The sequence below is a fragment of the Mycobacterium sp. C31M genome, from assembly GCF_053345865.1.
In genome coordinates this window covers 32,047-57,442 of record NZ_JBKFAX010000017.1, presented here as the reverse complement: position 1 = coordinate 57,442, position 25,396 = coordinate 32,047, and the positions used below count along the sequence as shown (strand labels likewise).

General features: G+C 67.3%; 20 protein-coding genes and 1 tRNA gene. 14 read left to right on the top strand and 7 right to left on the bottom strand.

What is annotated here, in order from left to right; genetic code table 11:
* Positions 1–53 precede the first annotated feature (53 nt).
* The 8 genes from ACLBYA_RS23915 to ACLBYA_RS23880 all read left to right on the top strand — a co-directional run bounded on the left by ACLBYA_RS23915 (position 54) and on the right by ACLBYA_RS23880 (position 8,203).
* A complete protein-coding gene (locus tag ACLBYA_RS23915; RefSeq protein ID WP_447711940.1) occupies positions 54–806 on the top strand; it encodes a DUF899 domain-containing protein in 753 nt (250 codons plus the stop codon).
* Positions 807–1,392: 586 nt separating this feature from the next.
* Positions 1,393–3,264 (top strand): cellulase family glycosylhydrolase, encoded by a 1,872-nt coding sequence (locus ACLBYA_RS23910; protein ID WP_447711939.1) that lies wholly within the window; start codon positions 1,393–1,395, stop codon positions 3,262–3,264.
* 60 nt (positions 3,265–3,324) lie between these two features.
* Positions 3,325–3,398: transfer RNA gene (locus tag ACLBYA_RS23905), tRNA-Cys, on the top strand.
* 80 nt (positions 3,399–3,478) lie between these two features.
* Positions 3,479–4,579 carry a ferritin-like domain-containing protein gene (locus tag ACLBYA_RS23900; protein ID WP_447711938.1) on the top strand — a complete coding sequence of 367 codons (1,101 nt, stop codon included), beginning with the start codon at positions 3,479–3,481 and terminating at the stop codon, positions 4,577–4,579.
* A gap of 33 nt (positions 4,580–4,612) precedes the next feature.
* Positions 4,613–5,323, top strand: coding sequence for a type 1 glutamine amidotransferase (locus tag ACLBYA_RS23895; RefSeq protein ID WP_447711937.1), 711 nt, complete (start codon positions 4,613–4,615; stop codon positions 5,321–5,323).
* A gap of 270 nt (positions 5,324–5,593) precedes the next feature.
* Positions 5,594–6,037: a universal stress protein gene (locus tag ACLBYA_RS23890; protein ID WP_447711936.1), complete on the top strand. Its 444-nt coding sequence runs from the start codon at positions 5,594–5,596 to the stop codon at positions 6,035–6,037.
* Between the two features lie 115 nt (positions 6,038–6,152).
* Complete coding sequence (locus tag ACLBYA_RS23885) at positions 6,153–7,292, top strand: acyl-CoA dehydrogenase family protein (RefSeq protein ID WP_447711935.1); 1,140 nt, start codon at positions 6,153–6,155, stop codon at positions 7,290–7,292.
* Positions 7,289–8,203, top strand: a complete 915-nt coding sequence (locus ACLBYA_RS23880) for an LLM class F420-dependent oxidoreductase (protein WP_447711934.1) — start codon at positions 7,289–7,291, stop codon at positions 8,201–8,203. The genes ACLBYA_RS23885 and ACLBYA_RS23880 overlap by 4 nt, the downstream gene beginning before the upstream one ends.
* On the opposite strand, the gene ACLBYA_RS23875 is transcribed toward ACLBYA_RS23880, so the two are convergent.
* Both ACLBYA_RS23875 and ACLBYA_RS23870 read right to left on the bottom strand, forming a co-directional pair.
* The gene (locus ACLBYA_RS23875) at positions 8,204–8,722 is read right to left on the bottom strand and encodes a DUF427 domain-containing protein (protein WP_447711933.1); all 519 of its coding nucleotides are present in this window, start codon (positions 8,720–8,722) and stop codon (positions 8,204–8,206) included.
* The gene (locus ACLBYA_RS23870) at positions 8,701–9,375 is read right to left on the bottom strand and encodes an MBL fold metallo-hydrolase (protein WP_447711932.1); all 675 of its coding nucleotides are present in this window, start codon (positions 9,373–9,375) and stop codon (positions 8,701–8,703) included. Before ACLBYA_RS23870 ends, ACLBYA_RS23875 begins: the two co-directional genes overlap by 22 nt.
* Before the next feature lie 74 nt (positions 9,376–9,449).
* Here ACLBYA_RS23870 and uvrA point away from each other — a divergent pair, with 74 nt between their 5' ends.
* A complete protein-coding gene (gene uvrA, locus ACLBYA_RS23865) occupies positions 9,450–12,356 on the top strand; it encodes an excinuclease ABC subunit UvrA (RefSeq protein WP_447711931.1) in 2,907 nt (968 codons plus the stop codon).
* A 138-nt stretch (positions 12,357–12,494) separates the two neighbouring features.
* Here uvrA and ACLBYA_RS23860 read toward each other — a convergent pair whose 3' ends face one another.
* Positions 12,495–13,652, bottom strand: coding sequence for a winged helix DNA-binding domain-containing protein (locus tag ACLBYA_RS23860; RefSeq protein ID WP_447711930.1), 1,158 nt, complete (start codon positions 13,650–13,652; stop codon positions 12,495–12,497).
* Positions 13,653–13,943, bottom strand: a complete 291-nt coding sequence (locus ACLBYA_RS23855; RefSeq protein ID WP_447711929.1) for a hypothetical protein — start codon at positions 13,941–13,943, stop codon at positions 13,653–13,655.
* A 107-nt stretch (positions 13,944–14,050) separates the two neighbouring features.
* On the opposite strand from ACLBYA_RS23855, the gene ACLBYA_RS23850 reads away from it, so the two are divergent.
* The 3 genes from ACLBYA_RS23850 (at position 14,051) to ACLBYA_RS23840 (ending at position 17,591) form a co-directional block, all read left to right on the top strand.
* Positions 14,051–14,548, top strand: a complete 498-nt coding sequence (locus ACLBYA_RS23850; RefSeq protein ID WP_447711928.1) for a lipoprotein LpqH — start codon at positions 14,051–14,053, stop codon at positions 14,546–14,548.
* Between the two features lie 74 nt (positions 14,549–14,622).
* Positions 14,623–16,242, top strand: coding sequence for a hypothetical protein (locus ACLBYA_RS23845; RefSeq protein ID WP_447711927.1), 1,620 nt, complete (start codon positions 14,623–14,625; stop codon positions 16,240–16,242).
* Positions 16,224–17,591 carry a CHAT domain-containing protein gene (locus ACLBYA_RS23840; RefSeq protein ID WP_447711926.1) on the top strand — a complete coding sequence of 456 codons (1,368 nt, stop codon included), beginning with the start codon at positions 16,224–16,226 and terminating at the stop codon, positions 17,589–17,591. Before ACLBYA_RS23845 ends, ACLBYA_RS23840 begins: the two co-directional genes overlap by 19 nt.
* Here the strand turns inward: ACLBYA_RS23840 and ACLBYA_RS23835 are convergent.
* Entirely contained in the window at positions 17,540–18,178 is a 639-nt protein-coding gene (locus ACLBYA_RS23835) for a hypothetical protein (protein WP_447711925.1), read from the bottom strand. The two genes, ACLBYA_RS23840 and ACLBYA_RS23835, sit on opposite strands and share 52 nt — an antisense overlap.
* Positions 18,179–18,262: 84 nt before the next feature.
* Here ACLBYA_RS23835 and ACLBYA_RS23830 point away from each other — a divergent pair, with 84 nt between their 5' ends.
* Together ACLBYA_RS23830 and ACLBYA_RS23825 are read left to right on the top strand one after the other, a co-directional pair.
* Entirely contained in the window at positions 18,263–19,588 is a 1,326-nt protein-coding gene (locus ACLBYA_RS23830) for a hypothetical protein (protein WP_447711924.1), read from the top strand.
* Positions 19,585–20,640: a hypothetical protein gene (locus ACLBYA_RS23825; RefSeq protein ID WP_447711923.1), complete on the top strand. Its 1,056-nt coding sequence runs from the start codon at positions 19,585–19,587 to the stop codon at positions 20,638–20,640. The genes ACLBYA_RS23830 and ACLBYA_RS23825 overlap by 4 nt, the downstream gene beginning before the upstream one ends.
* Here the strand turns inward: ACLBYA_RS23825 and ACLBYA_RS23820 are convergent.
* Positions 20,634–21,956, bottom strand: a complete 1,323-nt coding sequence (locus tag ACLBYA_RS23820; RefSeq protein ID WP_447712044.1) for an alpha/beta hydrolase — start codon at positions 21,954–21,956, stop codon at positions 20,634–20,636. The genes ACLBYA_RS23825 and ACLBYA_RS23820 overlap by 7 nt on opposite strands.
* 61 nt (positions 21,957–22,017) lie before the next feature.
* Entirely contained in the window at positions 22,018–25,359 is a 3,342-nt protein-coding gene (gene lysX / locus ACLBYA_RS23815) for a bifunctional lysylphosphatidylglycerol synthetase/lysine--tRNA ligase LysX (RefSeq protein WP_447711922.1), read from the bottom strand.
* Positions 25,360–25,396 lie beyond the last annotated feature (37 nt).

Here is a 25,396-nt window from a genome sequence, read left to right as displayed (position 1 = left end):
TCTTTGCGCCGGTCGGTACTGCCAGGAACCGACTATGGCAAGAGGAGATGCACGTGTCAGAGCACCTCGGATACCCCGACGTCGTGCCCCGCGAGGAGTGGCTGGCGGCCCGACTGCGACTGCTGGAATCCGAGCGTGCCGTCACGCACCTGCGTGATGCCGTCAATGCCGAGCGTCGTCGGCTCCCGATGGTCCGGGTGGACAAGAACTACGTATTCGAGGGGCCCAGCGGTGAGGTCCGGCTGATCGACCTGTTCGAGGGCCGCGGGCAGCTCTATGTGCACCACTTCATGTGGATCGACGATCTGGACCAGGGCTGCCCGAGCTGCACCGCCGCCGCCGATCTCACCTTCACCGCGTCCGATCGCACGCTCCTGAACGCGAAAGACGTTACCTTCGTCTGTGTTTCGCGCGCACCGTATGCCAGCATCGCGCGGTATCGCGACCGGCACGGCTGGACGTTTCCGTGGTACTCGACCCGCGACGGCGACTTCAGCTACGACTTCCACGTCACCCTCGACCCCGGTCGTGCAGCGGTGCAGTACAACTACAAGTCGCATGACGAACTGCGCCGTGATGGGTGGACCGAGGCGGATCTGCGCGGCGACTGGCCGGGTGCCAGCGTCTTCCTGCGCCGCGATGACGAGGTATTCCACACCTACTCCACCTATGCGCGCGGTCTCGACCACACGTCGGTGGGCTATCCGTTCCTGGACCTGACCCCGTACGGCAGGCAGGAGCCGTGGGAGGACTCGCCGGCGGGTTGGCCGCAGCGCGGCGTGGCCGCCGGCATGCCCCATCAGTAGCGAACGGGTTCTGCCGTTCCCACATGTCAAGACACGTGTCGAGAGTGCCCGGATTGTCCGTTTTCGGCACACGTTGTCCATGTTCGGTTGTAGGACAACCGTCCGCCGGTGGCCGTCCCGCTACGGAATTTGCTGAAACAACAAATCTGGTACTCAGGTGTTCCGCTGTGGTTGGGGTCAACCCCTGGTGTGCCTGAGGCGATTGGTATCCAACTGGACTATTGCGATGTCAGTGACGGATGAAACGTATGTCGCGCCATCGGTGAATGGCACTCAAAAGATTTGCCACATCCGCAATTTCGGGAGCATTTTCTAAAATGCCAAGCTCGTAAATTATTTGCTGGAAACCGACCAGCTACGGTTTGCTGAGACCTTCAAATATTACTTCCGGGTAAGTTAGGCAAATTCCCGACGCTTCGGCTAATTTCCTTGCATTGTCGATCCCAGCAGGGTCGACGCCGAAACTCGAGAACTGGGTGGTCTTATGTGGAGTCTTGCTCCTCGGTCGGTGCGTGGTTTTGGCAACCGGATTGTTATTGGTCTGACATCGGCGGCTTTGGTGGCGGCAACCGGAAGTCAGTTCGCTATGCCGGAAATGAAACTGGTGGTGACCCAGGAAGTGGTCAATGTCGCTGCAATCGATGAATCGCCGTCCACCATCGGTATCGCTGATTCGAATATCTACTTCACCGACAGTCTCGACGAGGTCATCGAACATCTGAATTTGATCGAGTCGCTCGGCGTCAAGAATGTCCGTCTGCTGGTGCCGTGGATCTTCACGCAGCCCAACGATCCGATGGGTGGACCGGTCGACTGGGATCTGGACCTGAATTGGGCCAAGCTCGACCAGATCGTCGCCGAGGCCGATCGCCGGGGCATGGGCATCCTGGGTGTGCTGCAGTGGTCGCCGGCCTGGGCCACCGACGGGCCGGTCGGCAGCGGGCACCCCTCTGACGTACAGGATTTCGCCGACTTCGCCGCCGCCGTGGCCGATCGCTACCGTGACGAGATCACCGCCTACGAGGTGTGGAACGAGCCGAACGCCTCGTTCTTCTGGAATCCCGTCGACCCGGTCGAGTACACCAACCTGCTGAAGGCGACCTACAACTCGCTCAAGGCCGTCAACCCGGACATTACCGTGGTAGGTGCCGTCGTCAGTGCCACCCTGACCTGGGGTGACACCACCATGAATGCCGTCGATTTCGTCGAAGCCATGTACGCCGCCGGCGCCGACGGATTCTTCGACGCGCTGTCGTTTCACCCGTACAACTTCGACACCAAGTTCTCCGAGCAGGATGACCTCGACTGGCGCGAACTGATGCCGCTCTACCAGGTGTCCAAGATCCGCGAGTTGATGGACCTGCATCAGCAGCCGGGTGAGGAACAGCTCAAGATCTGGATCAGTGAGTACGGGTTGCCCACCAGTGTGGTGAGCCCGGAAAAGCAGCTGTCATTCATCACGGATCTGCTCACCGCGTGGCAGTCCTTTTCCGGTGGTGGTCCGATCTTCATGTACACCACGAAAGACGACTGGGCTGCCATTGGTGATGAACGATTCTTCGGCCTTTTTGATAAGGACGGGAATTTCAAAGGTAGCGAGCAGGCATTCAAGGATTTTGTGCGATTGATCGACTGCCTTGATGGTTGCTCACCGGTCAACCCGACCAACCCGCTGGCTTCGCTGGTGCAGCTGATCGGCCAGCTCGTCACCCAGGTGCTGAGCTTTGTACCGAACCTGATTGCCTCGGTGGTGTCCGCGGTGGCCGGTCTACTGGGCAACATCCTCGGTGGGTTGAGCGGCGCGACGTCACCGACCGTGGCCGGCGCCTCGCTGCGGGCGGCGGCGGTGGTCGATGACGAGGCTCCGACCGCCACGGTCGAGGAAACGGACCCGGCCACAGCGCTCGGCGCCGACGGGGTGCCGGCCGAGGGTGCGGACACCGGCGAGGTGCCGGCCGACGAGCTCGCCGAGGTGGTCGCCGAAGCTCCGGTGGAGGTGCCGGTGGATGCCGCGGTCGAGGAGCCGGTGGTGGAGCCTGTCGTCGAAGAGGTCCCCGTGCCGGTCGACGAGGTCGTCGATCCGGTGGTTGATCCGGTTGTCGAAGAACCGGTCGTGGAAGAGCCCGTCGTTGTTGAGGAGCCCGTCGTCGAAGAACCAGTCGTCGACCCGGCCGCACCCGTGGTCGTCGACGACACCGTCACCGAGGACGAGACGGTCACCGGTGAAGAAACGGTGACCGAGGAGCCCGTCAGCACGGATCCCGCGCCTGCTGCCCCGGAAGTGACCGAGTCCGAGGATGATTCGGCCAAGCCGGCGGTGGGAGCCGCGACCAAGGATGACAAGGAAGAGGCCTCCACACCGGCGCCGAAGCGCAGCGCGACCAGCGTCACCAAGTCGGGACCGCGCAAGGCCGAGCGGCCGGCGCCGAAGAAGGACCGCGTCAGCGCTTCCGGATAAAGATCGTCGCGATCGCAATGGTGTCCACCGGCCGCACCCGCTGACAGAGTGTGTTCTGCTGCGGGTGTGGCTGAGTGGCTAGGCACCGGCCTGCAAAGCCGTTTACACGGGTTCGAATCCCGTCACTCGCTCCAGCAGTCGCGTCAGGCTTGACGCGGCGACTTCCCGGGCGCACCGTGATACACATCACAACGGTGCGATACCGGGAGGGCTCATGTCGACCAGGGACAGGTACACCGAAATACCCGCACCGTTCTCGTGGCAGGTGCCCAGCGTCGGTGATGCACGCTTCACCTGGGAGTACGACGACGGTCGGGCTCGGCTGCTCTCGCTCTATCAAAAGGGCAAGGACAAGCAGTGGGACGCCCAGTCGCGCATCGACTGGAGCCAGGACGTCGATCCGCTGAATCCGATCGGCCTGCCCGACGAGTTCCACCCGTTGTTCGGCAGCCCGATGTGGGAGGCCGCCGACGACTCCCGCCGCGCCGAATTCCGCAGGCACTCGCAGTCCTGGCAGTTCTCCCAGTTCCTGCACGGCGAACAGGGCGCCATGGTGTGCGCGGCCAAGATCGTCGAAGTGGTGCCCGATATGGACGCCAAGTTCTACGCGGCCACCCAGACCATGGACGAGGCCCGGCACGTGGAGACCTTCGCGAAGTTCCTGCAGGACAAGGTCGGCATGGTCTACCCGGTAAACACCAACCTGACCGCCCTGCTGGAGGACACCCTGCGCGATTCCCGTTGGGACATGCCCTATCTGGGCATGCAGGTCCTCATCGAAGGCCTCGCGCTGGCCGCCTTCGGGGTGCTCCGCGACCTGACGCCGCCGGAATCGCTGGCCAAACAACTGCTCGCCTATGTCATGCAGGACGAGGCCCGGCACGTCGCCTTCGGTCGAATCTCGTTGAAGGACTACTACGCCGCGCTCACCACCGCCGAACGCGACGAGCGCGAGGAATTCGTCGTAGAGGCGTGTTATCTGATGCGTGACCGGTTCCGCGGCGAAGAGGTCTTCGAAACACTGGGACTGGACGTCAAGGAATGCTCCGAATGGGTCGAACACTCACCGCTGATGATCCAGTTCCGCTCGCATCTGTTCAGCCGCATCGTGCCGATCGTCAAGGACATCGGACTGTGGGGTGACAAGGTGCAGAAGGCGTTCGCCGATATGGGTGTACTCGATATGGCCACCTTCGACATCGACGCGTTGATGAAGGCCGACGAGGATCAGGCGGATGCGTTGGAGCAGGTGCACGCCGAGATGACCGCTCGGGTGGACGAGGTCGATCAGGCGATCGCGGCGGGCGCCAACTGAGCGGAAGCCCGTGTATCGGGCGATCATTGCGGTATGGCGGCGCCCATCTTGGAACTACGGCATATCGAGTGTGAGCCGACCGGCTCCTACCTGCCGACCCTGCAGAAGTACGGGCCGGTGCAGACGGTGCGACTGTGGCGGGAACCGATTCCGGCGCGAGTCTCCGATTTCGCGGCGATCGTGGTGATGGGTGGGCCGATGGGCGCCGACGACGGTCACCGGCTGCGCTGGATCGATGACGAGATCGCCTTCCTGCGCCGTGCCGTCGATGCCGGCATCGGGGTCTGGGGTGTCTGCCTGGGTGCCCAGTTGTTGGCGGCGGCACTGGGAGCGCGGGTGTACACCGGTGCGGTTCCGGAAGTCGGGATCACCGCGGTCGACTTCGCCCCGGCGGCCGCAACGGATCCGGTATGGGATATCGCCGAATCGGAAATATCGGTGCTGCAATGGCATTCGGATACCTTCGAGCTGCCTGCCGGTGCGACGCTGCTGGCGAGTTCGGCGGCATACCGGCACCAGGTGTTCCGGCACGGCAGCTCCTACGGTGTGCAATTCCACCTCGAAGCCGATCTGACGCTGGCGCAAGTTTGGTTGGCGGTACCCGAGTACCGTGCGGCGCTGGAGGCGGCCATCGGTGCCGGTGCGGTGCCTGACTTGATGGCGGCGATCGCAGCCGGTGAGGACGCCGCCAGGACCATCGCCGAGACCGTGATGGACCGGTGGTTGAGCATCGTCACCGCATGATCCCCGTTACGTGTCGCGCGTCACGTGTAACCCCGCGATGCGATGCGCCTTCCGTGCCCGTGTTGCCGTCTGTTGCATCACGACCGGGTATCCGGGACTGCCATTCCGGCTAACATCGTTACCTGAAGCAAGCCGGCGGGGCATGGCCCGACAACGCGGGTGTGGTGATTCGCACCCTCGGCCGTCGAGCAACGGGTTAGGGTTCCGGTTGGCCTTGGAAAAAGCTGGAAAATAGCTATCGATTCTGCAATCGACACTGGGAGGGCATGAATGAGCGCCTATCAGACCGTGGTGGTCGGCACGGACGGATCGGATTCGTCCTTGCGCGCGGTGGACCGCGCCGGAGAGATCGCCGCCGGGTCCGGGGCCAAGGTGGTCATCGCGACCGCGTATTTCCCGCAGAGCGAGGATCATCACGCCGCTGACGTCCTGAAGGACGAGGGTTACAAGACCACCGGTAACGCGCCGATCTACGCCATCCTGCGGGAGGCCACCGATCGGGCCAAGGCAGCCGGTGCCACCGAGGTCATCGAAAAGGCCGTCGTCGGCGCTCCCGTCGACGCCCTGGTCGACCTCGCCGAAGAGGTCAAGGCCGACCTGTTGGTGGTCGGCAACGTGGGGCTGAGCACCATCGCCGGCCGCCTGCTCGGATCGGTGCCCGCCAACGTGGCGCGCCGCTCCAAGGTGGACGTGCTGATCGTGCACACCTCCTGAGTCACCCCGCTTGATGCCGAGGCCCGGTGTTCGCCATCTTCGGCGGCGCAGGGCCTCGGCTTTTCCACGGCGCGATGCGCTTTACAAATAGTCGCTTGAATGTCACGGTACTCGAGTGGACTTCGCGCACGTGGACCTATCGGACGACGACCGGGCGTTCCGGGACGAGCTCCGGGCCTTCCTGGCCGGTATCGTCACCGAAGAGGTGCTGCGCCGGGATCGTGAAACCGGTGAGAACTTCGACGAGTCAGTGCATTTGGCCCTCGGCGCGGCAGGCTACCTGGCCGCCGACTACCGGTCGGCGGCCGACGGCGGATTCACCGCCGTGCGGCGCCGGATCTGGGAGCTGGAGATCGGCCGCGCTCGCACCCCGTGGTTCCATTGGGGCACAACCGCGATGGTCGCCAAGTCGGTCGAGTCGTTCGGTTCACCCGACCTGGCCGAGCGGATCATGCCCGGGGTGCTCAGCGGCCGGATCCGGCTGTGCCTCGGCTATACCGAGCCCGACGGTGGCTCCGATGTGGCAACCTGCAAGACCAGGGCCGTCCGGGAACCCGATTGCTCCGCGTGGATCATCAATGGCTCCAAGATGTTCACCTCCAACGCGCACAACGCGCAGTACGTCTTCCTGATCACCAACACCGACCCGGCGGCACCGAAACACCAGAGCCTCACCATGTTTCTGGTGCCGATGGACGCCCCCGGTGTGGAGATCCAGCCGATCCGCACCGTCGACGGCGACCGCACCAACATCACCTTCTACACCGACGTCCGCGTCGACGACGAGTACCGGATCGGAGCCGTCAACGGCGGCTGGGCGGTGCTGCGCGAGGCGCTGAACGCCGAGCACGGCACCTTCGAACGTGATGCCGGTGGCCTGCAGAAGATCGCGACCATGACCGAGCACATCCTGCTGACCGCCGAGGCTGTGGATGCAGTCGCCGGTGTTGCCGAACCCGACCAGCGGCTGGGCCGTGCGGTGGCACGTCTGGAGGCGGCGATGAGTGCCCCGGACATGTTCGGCCGGGTGTCGATTGCGCAGACGATGCGCGATATCGCACCGGATCTGATGGATCTGTTGGGCCCCGCGGGAGCGCTGCCGGTCGACACCGCGGGCAGCCCCGAATACATCTTCCGCCTCGCCGGGCCCACCGGGATCTACGGCGGAACGCTGGAAGTGTTCCGCAACATGATCGCCCAACACGCGCTCGGCCTGCCGCGGCCCACCTATGCCGCGCCGAAGGGAACCCGATGAAATTCGCCTTCACCCATCCGATGCACAGCCATCCCTACAACCCGGAGCTGGTCGGCGGGGCCGGGGTGGCAGCGGTGGCCGCGGCCGCGGAGGCCGCCGGATTCGCCGGTTTCGGGTTCACCGACCACCCGGCGCCCACCCAGAAATGGCTCGACGCGGGTGGCCACGATGCGCTGGATCCGTTCGTGGCCATGGGATTCGCGGCGGCCCACACCACCACGCTGCGGCTGATCCCGAACGTGGTGGTGCTGCCGTACCGCAACCCGTTCGTCGTCGCCAAGGCCGGCGCCACGCTGGACCTGTTGTCCGGCGGGCGCTTCACCCTGGCCGTCGGGGTGGGCTACCTCAAACGTGAATTCACGGCCCTCGGAGTCGATTTCGACGAGCGCGGCACGCTGGTCGAGGAGGCGCTGGCGGTCATCCGCAAGATTTGGGGTGGTGATGACATCAGCTTCGAGGGACGGTATTTCACCGCCGCCGGGATCACCGCGCACCCGCGGCCGACGGTTCCGCCGCCGATCTGGATCGGCGGGAACACCGCGGCGGCGCGGCGTCGCGTCGCCGAACACGGTGACGGATGGTGCCCGTTCCCGGCCGCCGGTGTGCTCGCCCAGACCGCGCGTACCGACCCGATGGACTCCCTGGACACCCTGGCGGCCGGTATCGCCGATCTGCGGCGCCGCCTCGATGAGGCCGACCGGGACCCGGCCGCGGTCGACATCACCTTCAGTAACCACACCCGCGGTGTGCCCGGAGAGCCGGATTTCGACGCCGCCGCCTACCTCGACGGGGTCGGGCGTCTCGCCGATCTGGGGGTCACCTGGATCCAGGTGCGGATCCCCGGCGACAGCCCGGCCCGTGCGACCGACGCCATCGCGCAGTTCGGCGAGCAGGTGATCAGCAAGGTCTGATCACCAGCCCATGGAACCCGGCACACCCTTGAACGGTCCCGCCACCGCGCCGGTGATCCAGCCGCCGTAGAAACCGCCGGGCTGCGGTACCACCGTCTCACCGTTGACGGTGCACCGGTCCACGGCGGCCGCCATCACCGCGACGGCCCCGGCGATCGGCTCGAAACCTCGGGTCGGTTCCGGATAGGTCCAGGCCGCACGCGCCGCGGTCGCCCCGTCGGTGACCAGATCGAAGTAGCTCGCCTGCCCCTTCCACTCGCACCAGGACGATCCGGTGGTGGGCCGCAGCACTGCGGGCGTGAACGCCTCGGTGGGCAGGTAGTACGTGGGCGGGTGGCTGGTCTCCAACACCCGCCACGCTCGGGTCGTCGTGGTGACCTCGGTCCCACCCAGTTCCACGGTGATCGAACCGCGGAACTCGTCGAGCCGGGGCGGGCGCGGGTAGTCCCACACCGACTCCTGACCGGGGCCGGGGGTCTCGGGTGTGGGGTGTCCGCTCACCAGCCGCGCTCGCGCCATTCGGCCAGGTGCGGGCGTTCGGCACCCAGCGAGGTGTCGTCGCCGTGGCCCGGATACACCACTGTCGAATCCGGATAGCGGTTGAACACCTTGGTCGACACATCGCCGAGCAACCGCTCGAAGTCGCCGTCCTTCCACGTCTTGCCCACCCCGCCCGGGAACAGGCAGTCACCGGTGAAAAGGTGCGTCGTCTGGCCGTCGGCGCCGGTCAGGGCCAACGCCACCGAACCCTCGGTGTGCCCCTGCAGATGGATGACGTCGAAGGTCAGCTCGCCGATCGTGATGGTGTCCCCGTCGGCGAGGATCCGGTCCGGCGTGACCGGCAGCGGATCGGCGTCCAGCGCGTGCGCGGCGGTGGGGGCGCCGGTGACCTTCGCCACCTGCTCGAGGGCCTGCCAGTGGTCCTGGTGCTGGTGGCTGGTGACGATCAGAGCGATATCCGGGGCGTGCGCCCGCACGAGCTCGACCAGCCGGTCGGCGTCATTGGCGGCGTCGATCAGCAGTGTCTTCCCGGTCGAGGAACACGTGACCAGGTAGGCGTTGTTGTCCATCGGGCCGACCGATGCCTTGACGATCGTCGCGGCGGGCAGCGTGCGGCGGGCGGCGGCACCGGCGTCGACGTGGCCGGTATAGGTCTCGGCTAGGGCTGTCATACCGCCACGGTATCGGGCTTGTCGGTGGGTACACCTAGCATGGGCCGTGAATTCTGTCTTGGGAGGAAACCCCGTTGTCTGACCGTCTGATCGTCAAGGGCGCGCGCGAGCACAACCTGCGCGGAGTCGATCTTGATCTGCCGCGCGACGCCCTGATCGTCTTCACCGGCCTGTCGGGCTCGGGGAAGTCCTCACTGGCCTTCGACACCATCTTCGCCGAAGGCCAGCGCCGCTATGTCGAGTCGCTGTCGGCGTACGCGCGGCAGTTCCTCGGCCAGATGGACAAACCCGATGTCGACTTCATCGAGGGCCTGTCACCCGCGGTGTCCATCGACCAGAAGTCCACCAACCGCAACCCGCGCTCCACCGTAGGCACCATCACCGAGGTGTACGACTATCTGCGTCTGCTCTACGCCCGCGCCGGCACCCCGCACTGCCCGGTCTGCGGTGAGCGCATCGCCCGGCAGACCCCGCAACAGATCGTCGACCAAGTGCTGGCCATGGAGGACGGCACCAAATTCCAGGTGCTCGCCCCGGTGGTGCGCACCCGCAAGGGCGAGTTCGTCGACCTGTTCGACAAGCTCAACAGCCAGGGCTACAGCCGCGTCCGCGTCGACGGCGTGGTCTATCCGCTGACCGAGCCGCCCAAGCTGAAGAAGCAGGAGAAGCACGATATCGAGGTGGTCGTCGACCGCCTGACCGTGAAGGCGTCGTCGAAGCAGCGGCTGACCGATTCGGTCGAGACCGCACTCGGGCTGGCCGACGGGATCGTGGTGCTCGACTTCGTCGACCGTGCCGAAACCGACCCGCACCGCGAACAGCGCTTTTCCGAGAAGCTGGCCTGCCCCAACGGTCACCCGCTGGCCGTCGACGATCTGGAACCCCGGTCGTTCTCCTTCAATTCGCCCTACGGCGCCTGCCCGGAATGCACCGGTCTGGGCATCAAGAAGGAGGTCGACCCGGACCTGGTGGTGCCCGACCCCGAATTGACGCTGTCGGAGGGGGCGGTCGCACCGTGGTCGATGGGGCACACCTCGGAGTACTTCACCCGGATGATGTCCGGGCTCGGCGACGAGATGGGGTTCGACGTCGACACCCCGTGGAAGAAGCTGCCCGCCAAGGCGCGCAAGGCGATTCTGGAGGGCTCCGACCACCAGGTGCATGTCCGCTACAAGAACCGGTACGGCCGCACCCGGTCGTATTACGCCGATTTCGAGGGTGTGCTGGCCTTCCTACAGCGCCGGATGGAGCAGACCGACTCCGAGCAGATGAAGGAGCGCTACGAAGGGTTCATGCGGGACATCCCGTGCCCGGAATGCTCCGGAACCCGGCTCAAGCCCGAGATCCTCGCGGTCACGCTGGCCGCGGGTGAGTTCGGCGCCAAGTCCATCGCCCAGGTCGCCGAACTGTCGATCGCGGACTGCGCCGACTTCCTGAACGCGCTGACCCTCGGGGCCCGTGAACAGGCCATCGCCGGGCAGGTGCTCAAGGAGATCCAGTCCCGGCTCGGCTTCCTGCTCGACGTCGGCCTGGAGTACCTGTCACTGTCGCGGGCGGCGGCGACGCTGTCCGGCGGTGAGGCCCAACGGATTCGGCTGGCCACCCAGATCGGCTCCGGTCTGGTGGGTGTCCTCTATGTGCTCGACGAGCCGTCCATCGGCCTGCATCAGCGTGACAACCGCAAGCTCATCGACACCCTGGTGCGGCTGCGCAATCTCGGCAACACGCTGATCGTGGTCGAACATGACCTCGACACCATCGCGCACGCCGACTGGGTGGTCGACATCGGCCCCTATGCCGGTGAGCACGGTGGTCGGATCGTGCACAGCGGCTCCTATCAGGACCTGCTGAAGAACGCCGAATCACTCACCGGTGCTTACCTTTCCGGTAAAGAGACCATCGAGGTACCGGCGATCCGCCGACCGGTCGACCGCAAACGTCAGCTGACCGTGGTGGGGGCGCGCGAGCACAATCTCAAAGAGGTCGACGTCGCGTTCCCGCTCGGGGTGCTGACCTCGGTCACCGGGGTATCCGGCTCGGGCAAGTCGACCCTGGTCAACGACATCCTGGCCACGGTGCTGGCCAACAAGCTCAACGGCGCGCGGCAGGTACCGGGCCGGCACACCCGGATCAACGGTATCGACCAGCTCGACAAGCTGGTGCGCGTCGACCAGTCACCGATCGGGCGGACCCCGCGGTCCAACCCGGCCACCTATACCGGCGTGTTCGACAAGATCCGCACGCTGTTCGCCGCAACCACCGAGGCGAAGGTCCGTGGCTACCAGCCCGGCCGGTTCTCGTTCAACGTCAAGGGCGGCCGCTGCGAGGCGTGCTCCGGTGACGGCACGTTGAAGATCGAGATGAACTTCCTGCCCGATGTGTATGTCCCGTGCGAGGTGTGCCACGGCGCCCGGTACAACCGCGAGACCCTCGAGGTGCACTACAAGGGCAAGACCATCTCCGAGGTGCTGGACATGCCGATCGAGGAGGCCACCGAGTTCTTCGAACCGATCTCCTCGATCCACCGGTACCTGAAGACGCTGGTCGATGTCGGGCTGGGCTACGTGCGGCTGGGCCAGCCGGCGCCGACGCTGTCCGGCGGTGAGGCGCAGCGGGTGAAGCTGGCTGCCGAACTGCAGAAGCGCTCCACCGGCGGGACCGTGTACATCCTGGACGAGCCGACCACCGGGCTGCACTTCGAAGACATCCGCAAGTTGCTCAAGGTGATCAACGGCCTTGTGGACAAGGGTAATTCGGTCATCGTCATCGAGCACAACCTGGATGTCATCAAGACGTCGGACTGGATCGTCGACATGGGACCCGAGGGGGGAGCGGGCGGCGGCACCGTGGTCGCCTCCGGTACTCCCGAGGATGTCGCGGCCAACCCGGGTAGCTACACGGGGCAGTTCCTGGCCGAGATGCTGGAACCGCCCGCCGCCCCGAAGACGACCCGCAAGCGGCGGACCAAGGTCAGCGCCTGACGGCTGCCGCCGGCCTCGTCCTGGCACCAAATGTTCCGCTGACAGCGGCGGCACGCAGATATCGACGTGGCGCCGCTGTCAGCGGAACATTGCGATCGTGAACCGGCCCGAGCGGTAGTCGCGCCGCCGGGTGGACTGCTAGATCTTCGTCAGCGGTGATGGGAACCGTGGCTTGATCCGGGTGCCGTCCAGCCAGTCGGTGAGTTCGTCGGCCTTGCGCTTCAACGCCTTCCGGGCCGCGCGACTGACATCGCCGATCACCTGCACCTCGACCCGGCCGTCATCGGACTGCCGCCAGCCGCCGACCACCCGCCCGTCGACCCACGCGGTCGGCCCGGCGTTACCGCGGTTGTCGAAGACCTGCTCGCGATGCCCGTCCAGGTACCAGTCGCGTTCGGTCCAGCCCATCGTCGTGACATCCAGCCCGGGCAGCAGCGCGCACCACGGCTCGGCATCCGGCTCGACGTCCAGGTCGTCGGCCAGCGCCACACCGGGCGTACCGTGCACATCCACTGCGACGGCACCGATATCGGCCAGCGCGCGACGCACCCAGCCCAGGGTGTGGCCGAACCACCACTTGATATCCGCGACGGTGGCCGGCCCGAACGCCCGCAACCACACGGCCACCAATTCGGCCGCCGCGGCGTCCGGATCGGCCGCCTCGACCGCGCCCAACCACGACCCGGTCGACGCCCACACCGGGCGCGACGACGTCCATCCACCCTGATTGCGGCCCCGCACGATATCGCCACGCACGTCGAGCACCGTCAACACCCGAGGAGCCAGGTGCGTGTCACCGCCCCAGGGCTTTCCCGGTGCCGGGTCCCAGGTACCCGCCAATTCCGGCAGTGCCGCACGCAACTCCGCGGCACCGGTCGGGCCGTGCTCGTCCAGGTGGCTCAGGACCGCCGCGCTCGCCGTCGCCAGCCAACGGGTTCCGTCGGCGGCGACCCCGGCCTTCTCCACATCGGCGATCAGTTTCCGGCTCTCGGTGTCGGCCACCCGGTCGCTGGCCGCGACCTGTACCGCCGACAGCCGCTCGGCCGGCACCATCCACAGCGTGCGCCGCATCGCCACCTGCCGGACCACCGACCGCTGTGTGTACAGGGCCGAACTCAGATCATCGCGGTCGAAGCCCGGGACCCGCGCCCACAGCGAGAGATATGGCGTCGTCGGGTCGGTGGCATGCAAACCGACCAGCGCCGCCGCCACGGCCTCCGTCGTCGTTCCCGAGGCGGCCAGAAAGTGTCGCCGGCCGAGCCGGGCACGTCGTTCGGCGACGGTGAACGAGCGCATTCAGCCCTGGTCGGGCTTCATCGACTCGCGGATCTGCGCCAGTCGGTCGGCGGCGGCCCGCTGCCGGGCGTCGTACTGTTCGGCCACCGAGCGGCCCTCGGGGGTGTCCTCGGCCAGTTCGGCCGCTCCGATCGCGGTACCCCAGCGGTTCTCGACCTTCTCGCGGACGTAATCGAGTGTCGGCACCCCGGACTCGGTGTAGTCGGGGTTCACCTGGACGGGCGCCGGGTCCGCCGGAACGAACTCGGCGTCGAGCGGCTCCTCGGCAGAAGACTGCTGCTCATCGGGCATGACGCCACCGTACCCGCACCGAAGTTTGGGATCGGTAGCAATCGTCCGCAGATGTACTTGTCTCACGACGGAGCCACTGGGGCTGCGGGCGAATGAAGGGGATAACAATGACGAAGAATCGCGTTCTGGCCGCCGGGATCGGGATGCTCGCCACGGCGGCCGTCCTGGTCGGGTGCTCCAGCGAGAAGCCGGCCGAGAGCAGTGAGCCCGCCGCTTCGGGCAGCAGCACCGCGCAGGTCGCCTCCGGCGGCAGCACCGAGGTCAAGGTGGAGGGGCAGGATCTGGCCGGGCTGGACCTGAACTCGGTGACCTGCGTCAAGGCCGGCGGCAAGATCAACGTCGCCAGCGGCGCCGTCGGCGGCCAGCAGGGCCTCGGCGTGGTGATGACCGACGAGGCCACCCCCAAGGTCGAATCGGTTGGCCTGGTGGTGGACGGCAACGCGCTGGCCGTGGCCTCGATGGCCGGTGCCAGCACCGGTTCTGCAGAGGTCGCCGTCGACGGCGACACCTACACCATCACCGGTGAGGCGACCGGCGCCGATATGAAGAACCCGATGGCCGGGATGATCACCAAGAAGTTCGAGATCAAGGTCAGCTGCAGCTGATCGACATCCCGAGACTGCTGCGGCGGGGGGCGCGGGAACGCGTCCGCCGCCTGACGGCGTCCTATGATGACGCCGTGTCGATCATCGATGCCCTGGACGAGGCTCAACGGCTCTCGTGGGCCTCGGACGAGCAGACCGCCAAGGACCTGCTGCTGGCCCAACTTCCGCTGATCGAGGCGGCTGATCGTGACGACTGGGCGTTGGAGGTGTTCGCCCAACTCGGTGAGATCTACCTGGTGCGGACGGCCTATGACGGTGTCTCCGAAGCCCTCAAACGCATCGACGACTGCTTGCAGATCTACCGGGGAATACAAGCGGGCAACGGGCCCGATGCGGCGGAGACCACCAATATGACGGGCATCCAGATCGAGCACATGATCTGCCGATACACCCGACGTGCCCACTTTCTGCGGACCGGGCTGGCCGCCGCGCACGGTGAGCATGAGACAGCAGCCGGCGCTCTGCGACTACTCGTCGAGGACCGGGAGGTCATCGACGATCTGACCGATGAGCATGCCCACCTGGTGACCCATGCTCGTATCCTGTGCGCTGCCGCGCTGTGCGACGACGATCTGCATGTCCAGTCACTTCCTTTGTGGGAGATGGTATTCGACGCGCTTGACGGCCCGGGTGACGGTAGTGTCGGCGATGACAGTCTGCGGGTCCTCGCCGGCATCGGTTATGGCCGGTTCTGTGTGGAGACAGGCAGGCTGACCGAGGCCGAACCGTGGCTACGCAGGGCGGGTGCGCGGGCACAGGCGCGTGATTGGCGTCTCGCCAATGCCAGAACGGAATTGGAGCGTGCCACCGCCGCATGGGCAGCCGGTGACCGCGCCCGTGCGCAGGATTTGGTGCACGGCGCCTATCCGGTCATCGCCGAGAACGCTCGCGCCCACGACGTTTCGCGGAGCTGGCTCTACTTCGGGCTGATCAGCATCTCGGTGGGAGCACTCGAGGACGCCGATGAGCGCTTCGGTCACGCCGAACGGCACTGGCGTGAGGTCGAAAAGCCACTGCACATCCACCGAATTCTTCTGCAGCGCAGTTGGGTCGACATCATGCGCGGTGACTTTGCCGCCGCCCACGACCGGGTCGCCGCCGCGCGCCAACTGCTCGACAGCTGGCCCAGGCACAGCTGGCTGCAATACGCCAGGCTCGACGATCACCACGGTTCCATCCTTCGTGCCGAAGCGCTCGCCGACCCGGCGACCGCCGAAGAAAAGTTTGCGCAGGCGGCCGAGCTCAAGGTTCCCGCAGCGCTTGCCGTGGACACCGTGCGTCACACGATTGCCGATGCAGACGCCCGCATGCGGTGGGCGACCCACGTATCGGCGCGGTTGCTGGCCGGAGCATTTGCCGTCGCATGGGAGTGGGGAAACTCGAATCTGGTCAGCGAACTCATCGAATACCATTGCGCACGAGGGGCATTCATCGTTCCGCGGACGCCTCAGCCAGTGGCTTGGGCAGACGTCGCGACGGCGGCGGTCCCGGTCGACGATGCCGAGGAGTACGCGCTCGTCGCCGCGGGCCCGGTGTCGGTGGCGGGCGGATCGTTGACCAGGCTGGGTGCACTGCCGCCGCTGCGGATGGACCCGACCACGGCACCGGTGCTGTCGCGCTACCGCGACCTGGCACAGCAACGCTACGGAATGGCCGTCACGTCGGCCGAAGCCGAATGGGCCACCTGGCCGTGACAGAACCGCTCACCATGGTGTTGCGCTACGCCGATGTCGGCGTCGCGACCTACGCCAGCCTGCGGATCATCGGGCAACCCGAGCGCACCGTCACGTGGGTGGTGGCCGAGACTGTCCTACTTGCCGTACTCGACGAACTCGTTGCGGCGCTGCCGGATCCGCACGGGGACGAGACCCCGGTAGGCGGTTTGGCTCGAGCCCTCTCTGTCGGTGCGTTCACCGCACCGACGACCGAACAGGCGCTGGCCTATCGCCTCGGAGCGCTGCTCATCGACGAGCGCGGATGGCAATTGCTGGCCGACTGTGAGGACTCGCCGCGGGCCAGGCTCTTCGTTGCGCCGAGCGCACGCCTGGGTCGTGTGCCGTGGGGATTGCTCGCCAAGCCCACGGTGTTCCCGATGATCGCCGATCAGCCGATGGATTCCTCGCAAATAACTTGGCCACGTGCTGATCTCGATCGACTCACCAACGGCTACCGGCTGATGGAACACGTCGATGTGCTGATGGCGGTACCCACCAATATCGCCGCATCGCGACGGCCGGCGGAGTCGGGGACCGGCGGGGACACGCTGCTGATCCTCGATCCGCGTGTTCCGGGCCAACGCCCGGATTCGGCTCTGGGGTCAGTGCTGGGTCGGCCCGATCCCGGTACAGTCCTGGCACGCCACTATGACGAACTGCTGCAACAGCAACCTGTGCTCCCGCGCGTCGACTCGGCGCTGGAACTCTTTCGGCGCACGGACACCGACCGTGCCTGGCTGGCCGGCATGCTCGCGCGGCGGCCCGGACGATTGGTATACGTCGGGCATGCCAGCGCCGCCGACCGCGACCTGGGGCATGCCGACCGCGCGGCGCTGCACCTGGCATGTCGCGCGACGATGACGGGTCTGGGCAACCCGGTAGGGGACCACCGACCGCTCCTGGCGGCCGATCTGATGGCCGCCGATCTGGTGTTCCCTCCCAGAGTGGCGTTGCTGGCCTGCGCCTCGGGCGGGGACTACCGATTCGACGAGGCCACCGGTCTGGTCGCGGCTGTGGTCCTGGCGGGCGCCGAGCTGGTGACCGCCGCGTTGTGGTCACTGCCCACCACGGCGGGATACCGCAAGTTCACCGGTGTCGACTCCGGTGACCCCATGGGTGAGACGATCGCGGCGGTCGACACCGCACACCAGGCGGGCACCGACATCGGCGCCGCGATCGCGGTGAACACCTGGCAGCGCGAGCAGATGCGACGCTGGCGGTCCGGGGATGGCGGGGCGAACCCGGTGTACTGGGCTGCGCTGGTCAGCTACGCATGTCAGGCCGGTGGGACGGCCACCGCAACGGCTGACTCGTCGCCGCGCCGGTAGTAGGCGTCGATGACACTGCCAGGATTCACCCGGTCCAACGAGGTGGCCGGGATCAGCGTGGTCTCGTGAGCCGGGAACTGCCCGCCCTCGGGCCGGCGCACCATCAGATCGAGCACCACCTCGCGGTAGTCCTCCCGGGCCGTGCCGGTGGGGCGGGCGGCCGTGACCACCCCGACACCCTTGACACCATGCCGGATGAGGTCCAGCTGGGTGTCGGTCACCAGTCCCTTGCCTACCAACATCCGGTCGAACGCGGTGCGGATGGCCGCCATATCGTCGGCCAGCGAAAGATCCTCGCGGGCATCGGGATCGAAGGTCACCAGCAGCACGACACCCGGGCGGATGGCGGCGGCCACCGGATCATCCGCGGTGCTCAGCAGTCGGCCGGTGAACTTCTGCCCGCACACGCTCTGCACCTCGACGGTGATGCGGTCGGTGCCCGCGGACACGCTGGCGACGGTGCCGATCCCGACCGCGGGGTGCACGGCCGACGGAGAAGCGGCCCGAGTCCGGGTCAGCGCGACGAGCGTCACCGCGCCGGCGATGGCGGCGACGGCGAACAGGAAGATGAGCAGGCTGTGCGACATGAAGTACAGACTCGCTCCGGCACCGCGCTACCGAACCCAACTTTGTCCGGCGTCGCTGCCGGGTTGTATGCCTATCCTGATCGGATGAGCACCGTCCCGGAGGCCGCGACCCGCGCCGCCGACGCTGCGCCGATGCAGCCGCGGCGGGCCGTCATCGATAGTGCCTGGCGAGCGCTCGGGCCGGGGGTCGAGGTGCTCAGCGCCGACGACGGCGGCCCGTTGAGCCGGACGATCAAGCGCATCCTGGACCCGTTGGTGCTGCGGCTGCGGTCCAACCCGCATTTCTCCGCGCCGGTGGTGCCCGCCGAGGTGGCCGACCAGATGCATGCCGCGATCCTGGGTCAACGCACAGAACTGTGCGCGACGGCCGCCTGGTTCGCCGTCCTGAAGGCGCAGCGTCGCAAGCTGCGGTTGACCACCGGAAATGCCCAGGAACTGTACTTCCCGGTCTGTTTCGAGCTGGCAGTCACCAAAGGTGCTCCCGTACCCGGTGATTCGGATACCGCGGTGACGGTGCTGCGCGGCATCCACGACGATCGGGATCGCAACGCCATCGAGGTGCTCAACCGCTATGTCGCCGATGATCGTACGGTCGCCGGGCTGTCGGCCCAACTGTGTCGCAGCTGGGCCGATGTCGAGGCAGGCGATACCATCACCGATCCGTTCCTCGCCGGCCTGGAGACAGTGCTGGGTGCTGCCGCCACGCACGGGGAATCGACTGCCCGGCAACGGGTCTGGTCCGCCCTGGTGGCCGATGCGACGCCGTACAATCTCGGGGCCCGCGCCCGCCGCCCGCCGGTCGAATTGCCCTGGTCACTGACCGCTGTCGGGCTCAGTGCGGCCATCCCGCAGAAACCACCGCCGGTACACGGCGGCGACGGCGACCGACCGCTGGACCGCAGTGTCGTGGACCGGGTGCGGGCCACCCTGCGCCGTGCGTTGGATCGTGACGAGCTGCCCGACGTTCCGCTGCTGTGTGCCGAGGAGGTCGACCGGGCCTGCGCACCATGGGGTCTGCTGGCCGAGGACATCCAGGCCACCCTGGTCGCCGGTATCGCGGTCGCCGTCGAACTGGCCCCGCTGGACGAGACGGCAACCCCCACATACCGGCTGGCCGGCCAGATCCAGGCGCGGCTGCGCAAGGAGGCCTATGTGCTGCACGCGCGGCGCTACCTGGCGGCCGGTGCGGTACTGCATCCGCGCCAGCAGCAGGTGACCGATGAGCTGGCGACCTTTGCCCGGCCCTACCTGAGCCGACTGTGGGCGCGCCTGCACGGGCGTGATGTCTGGCAGGAGAGCTGCGCCGACGTCGACGAGATGCGTGCCTTGTTGGAGGGGGTGGCCCGGTCGGTGAGCCTGGATCACCGGCAGCGCATCAAGGCCATGCTCGAACTGGAGGCGGTGCGATGAGGCTGATCGCCGAGGCCGGGCTGTGGCGCACGGATACTCCGGTGCCGGACCCACCCGCCGTCGCGGTGCTGGAGGTAGCCGGCGCTGTGCTCGCCTGGACCGTCGACGATCCTTCGGCGCCGGTTCAACTCACCGTCACCGATATCGAGGCCGCGGACTGGTTGTGGCGGGTGACCGGCCCGGCCGGACATGTCGCGATGGTCGAGGCGGTGAGTGGCATACCCGTACACGGCAGCATCGACATCCCGGATCTGCAGCTGGATGTGCAGGCGCTGGCGCCACTGCGCCGACTGGCGGTCGGGCACTGGCTGCGGCGCTGGTGGCCGGCCAGCCTGGGGGACTCGATCGTCGATCTGGACGCAGCGGTACTCGACGCCGAGATCGCGATGCTGACGGCCGCGACGCAGGAATTCTTCGCCGAGGACACCCTGGACTCGGATATCGATTCCCTGTTGCAGCCGCACCGCGACACCCTGCTCGGCTACCGGCGTGACGGTGACCCCCGGGTGGCCGAACTCGCCGCGGCCTGCGCGGATTTGGCCGACTGGCCGACCGCGGCCGACGACGCCGTGCCCGCCCAGCGCCGGCGCGACGATTACGCGCTGGCCGCCGGCGCCGCCGAAACCGCGGCGACCGGCGCCATCGCCGGTGGTGCGACATCGATCAGCTGGAGCGCGGTGCCGCCCGCGGTGTTCGACGCCGCCGAGGACACGGTCGACTGGTCGGTGCGCACCGTTCCCGGCGGCAACGTGGTGGCGACGGTGCGCGCCGCGGTGAGCGCGCCCGCCGGCGGTATCGCAGTCCGGTTACGCAGCGGTGCCGTCGCCGCCGAGGGTGTCCTGGCCGCCGACGGCACCGCGACGCTGACGCTACCGGTCTCGGAATCGGCCGCCTGGAACCACGATTGGTCGAACACCACGGTGGCCATCGGTGCAGGCAAGGGGGAGGACCGCGCCGCGCGGGACCGGGTACGGGCGTTCGCTCGGGCACGGCTGGGCGGTACCGCGGATACGTTCCTGGCCGAGGTGCTGGCCGCCGAGTCGGACTACTGACCCTGTCGCCACTGCGCCACCGCCACTGTGGCAGGCCCGGTCGGGGCACCCGGTAGCGCGGCGGCCGGGACGTCGGGAGTGTGGATCCGCCCGGCCAGCCAGGGCAGCGCCTCGGCGAATGCCGTTCCGGCAAAGGGCCAGTCATGTTTCCCGGGTCTGCTGACCACCGCGCAGGCGATACCGTGGCCGGTCCCGAGGGCACACAGCGACCTGGCCGCGGCGGCCTGCGGCGGCGGTGGCGCCACCCCGGCGCCGTTGATGGCGAACCAACCGGCGATACCGTCGTAGTGGCCGTGCCGGTTGATGACGGTGCCTGGGTCGAAATCGGCGTAGGCGGCGGCGTTGCCACCGAACAACCGGTCGATGGTCTGGGCCGGTGTCCCGGTGTTCGGGGCCAGATCGCCGGCGATGTCCTCGAATGTCGAGAACTCTTGCGGGTGCATCACGGTCAGGTCGACGGCGCAGGTGCCGCCCATCGAGAAGCCGACCACTCCCCAGTTGTCCGGGCTGACGCCGAACCTGGAGACGATCGCGGGCACAACATCTTTGGTCAGATGGTCGGCGACCCGGCCACGTACGCCGTTCACACACTCGGTGTCATTGCTGAACGCCCCGGCCACATCGGCGAACACCAGCACCGGCGCATTGCCGTGATGTTCTGCGGCGAAGGCATCGGCCGCCTGCACCGCGCCGCCGGCCCTGGCCCAGTCCTGCGGCGTGTTGAGTTCCCCGCCGATCATCAGCAGGGCAGGCAGTCGTGGTGGCGGATCGGTGGCGAACCAGGCCGGCGGGAGATAGACCAGTTCGCCGCGGTGTTTGAAACCGGAGCCGGCATCGCCGGTGTCCACCGAGACCAGGGAACCGTTGCGCGGCAGGGCATGTCCCACCTGAAACGCAGTGACGGCGGCCATATCGGTCTGGTCCGGCAGCGGTCCGTCGGTGAACTGACCCCATGCCGAACCCATGGTGGGGAAGTAACCGGTCCACAGATTCAACGCCAACGCGGCGCACAGTGCGCACAACGGGACGGCGACGACGGCCGCGATCCTTGTCGTGCGTCGCCGGGCGGTCCGACCCGATACCATTGCGCAGCAGGCGAACCCGGTCAGTCCGATCCACACCCACAGTCCGGCCGGGGCGGGGTCACCGGCCAGGCCTTGGCTGTTCACATACCAGCGGGCGGCGGCCGCGACACCGATGCCGACGGCGGTCGCAGCGATCAGTCGGCGCACCCCGATCCTGCGCACCGCGAACAGCAGGACCGCTGCGGAGATCACCTGCACGGTCACCGGAACCCAGCCGTGGGTGAGCGACATCAGCGTTGGTGCGGTCACGCCACCATGGTGGCGCGACTTCCTGGTAAGCGGCTGTGACGGCTCAGCGCGGCTTGGCCAGCGGGAACGGCAGTGTCTCGCGGATGCTGCGCCCGGTGATCAGCATGACCACCCGGTCGACACCGACACCCAGACCGCCGGTCGGCGGCATTGCGTATTCCAGCGCCTGCAGGAAGTCCTCGTCGAGTTCCATCGCCTCCGGATCGCCTCCGGCGGCCAGCAGCGACTGCTCCTGCAGGCGTCGTCGTTGCTCCACCGGATCGGTGAGTTCGCTGTAGGCGGTGCCCAACTCGACACCCCAGGCCACCAGATCCCACCGCTCGGCCACACCGGCGATGCTGCGGTGTGGACGGGTCAGCGGTGACACCGAGGTCGGGAAGTCCTTGTAGAACGTCGGGTGCTCGGTCTGCCCCTCGACGAGGCGTTCGTACAGTTCGAGCACCACCGCGCCGGCGTCCCAGTGCGTCAGGTACGGCACACCGGCGCCGTCGCACAGCGCACGCAGGGTGGTCAGGCCGGTATCGGGGCCGATCTGTGTCCCCAGGGCCTCGGACACCGCACCGTGCACCGTCTTGACCGGCCACTGCCCGGAGATGTCCACGGCGACCAGCCCTTCGCCGTCCGGTCCGGGACGCATCACCACCTGTGCGCCGTTGGCGGCCTCGGCGGCGTTCTGGATCAGTTCCCGGCAACCATGCAGCCACACGTTGTAGTCGGCGTGCGCCTGGTAGGCCTCCAGCAGCGTGAATTCCGGGTTGTGACTGAAGTCCACACCCTCGTTGCGGAATGCCCGGCCCAGTTCGAAGACCCGCTCCACACCGCCCACACACAACCGCTTCAGATACAGTTCCGGCGCGATCCGCAGGTACAGGTCCAGGTCGTAGGCGTTGATATGGGTGACAAACGGGCGGGCGTTCGCCCCACCGTGGATCTGCTGCAGGATCGGGGTCTCCACCTCGAGGAAACCCTTGTCCACCAGGGTTTCCCGGATGGCGTGCAGAATGCGGCTGCGGGCGGTGATCAGGTCCCGGGCCTCGGTGTTGATCGCCAGGTCGACATACCGGGTGCGTACCTTCGCCTCCGGGTCGGTCAGCCCTTTCCACTTGTCGGGCAACGGGCGCAGGCACTTGCCGATCAGCCGCCACCGGGTCACCAGCAGCGACCGGGTGCCGGTGCGGCTCTGCCCCATGGTGCCGGTCACCTCGACCAGATCACCCAGATCGATGGATCCGGTGAAATCGGCGTTGCTGCCCTGGGTCAGTCGCGAATCATCGAACAGCAGTTGCACTTCGCCGGACCAGTCGCGCAGTTGGGCGAACAGCACCCCGCCGTAGTCGCGTAACCGCAGGATCCGGCCGGCCACCGTGACCGTCTCGTCGGCTGCGGTGACATCGAGGGCCTGTGCCACGGTGTGGCTGGGTGCCTCACCCACCGGATAGGCGTCGACCCCGTTGTCCTGCAGGGTTTTCAGCTTGGCCATCCGGACCCGAACCTGCTCGGGCAACCGGTTCTCATCGGCGCCGGGCAGGTCGTCGGCGAGTGCGCTGACATCGGGTGCGCTGCCGTCACCGTGCAGCAAGCCACTGTCCACCAATGCTTTCGGTGCCGCGACATGCTCGCCGGTATGTGCCTTGCGCCGCGAGAACGGCAGCACCAGGAAGCCCTCGGCGATCACCGAGGCCACCCCGACGCGGGGGATCTCGCGGGTCTCCTCGTAGCAGGCGTACCGCGGCACCCATTCCGGCTGGTATTTCATGTTCGAGCGGTACAGCGTCTCCAACTGCCACCACCGCGAGAAGAACACCAGCAGCGCCCGCCACAGCCGGGCCACCGGGCCGGCTCCGAGCGCCGCGCCCTGCTCGAAGGCCGACCGGAACATCGCGAAGTTCAGCGAGATCCGGCTGATGCCCAGATCCTCGGCCTGTAGGCACATCTCGCTGACCATCAGCTCGATCGTGCCGTTGGGTGATTGCGGCGAACGCCGCATCACATCCAGGGACGCTCCGTTGGCACCCCACGGCACCAGCGACAGCATGGCCACCACCTGCTCGTCACCGGACACGGCCTCCACCAGCAGGCAGTCGCCGTCGGCCGGATCGCCCAACCGGCCCAACGCCATCGAGAAACCGCGCTCGGTCTCGGTGTCGCGCCACTCGTCGGCCCGGGCGATCACCATCGCCATGGCATCGGTGGTCAGATCCCGATGCCTGCGGATGCGCACCGTCAGCCCCGCCCGCCGGGCCCGGGTGACCGCCTGACGCACCGGCTTCATGTCCGGGCCGGACAACTTGAACCGATCGGGGTACAGGATCGCCTCGTCGCCGAGTTCGATGGCGTTCAGGCCGGCATCCCGGAACGCTTCTGCGGCAGCGACGCTGGCACCCATCACCCCGGGTGCCCAGCCGTAGGTCTCGCACAGTTTGAGCCAGGCGCCGATCGCTGCCGGCCAGGCCTTGGGGTCGCCCACCGGGTCACCGCCGGCGAGGCACACGCCGACCTCGACCCGGTAGGTGATGGCGGCCCGGCCGCTCGGTGCGAACACCACGGACTTGTCCCGGCGGGTGGCGAAGTACCCCAGCGAGTCGTTCTTGCCGTACAGCTCGAGCAGGCCGCGGATGGCCGATTCGTCGGGGCCGGTCAGGGCGTTGGTGGCGCGCTGCGAGCGGAACAGCACGATGGCGGCCACCATCAGCGCCAGTGCGCCGAACAGGCCGAGCAGTGCGTTGACGAGGACACCGGGATGCTGACCGTCGAATACCGCGGCGTCGACGCCGGCGAAGGCGACGACCCGGTTGGCGGCATAGGCGAGCCGGTAGTCGCGCTCGAGGGTGCCCGGGAACAGTTCCAGCAGGCCCCAGCCGATCAGGATGCCGACCGCCATCGCGGCCAGCAGGGTGGCCACCGCCTTGAACAGGGCACCGCGACGCACCTTGGCCCAGAACTCACGCCGGGCCAGCAGCAGGAACCCGATCGCGGCCAGATGGAAGACCAGGCCGATGACCTCGCCGAACTCCTCGGCGATGGTCTCGTCGCCGGTGACCAGATCGGCGATGTTCACCGCCACCGCGGCCACCATGTAGAGCACCAGGATCCACCAGGCGATGCTCTTGCGGGCCGCCAGCGCCGCCGCCAGCAGCGCCAGCACGAAGGCCCAGGCGAAGCTGGTGTCGGGGAAGTTGAAGATGTAGTCGTTGACGAACTCGCGGGGTACCTTGATCGCCGACCGGACGAACGGCGAGATGCTGGCCACCAGGGACAGCGTCGCGATGACCCCGACGATCCAGCCCGCCGCGGTGGGCACCCACGCATAACCGGATGGGCGCCTCGGCTTCGAGGCGGGCGCCGTCGAGGGCTTCGAGGAGGACCCAGCGGTGGTGGCCGTCATGGGCCGGAGAATATGCCTTTACCGGCTCTGACGGGTG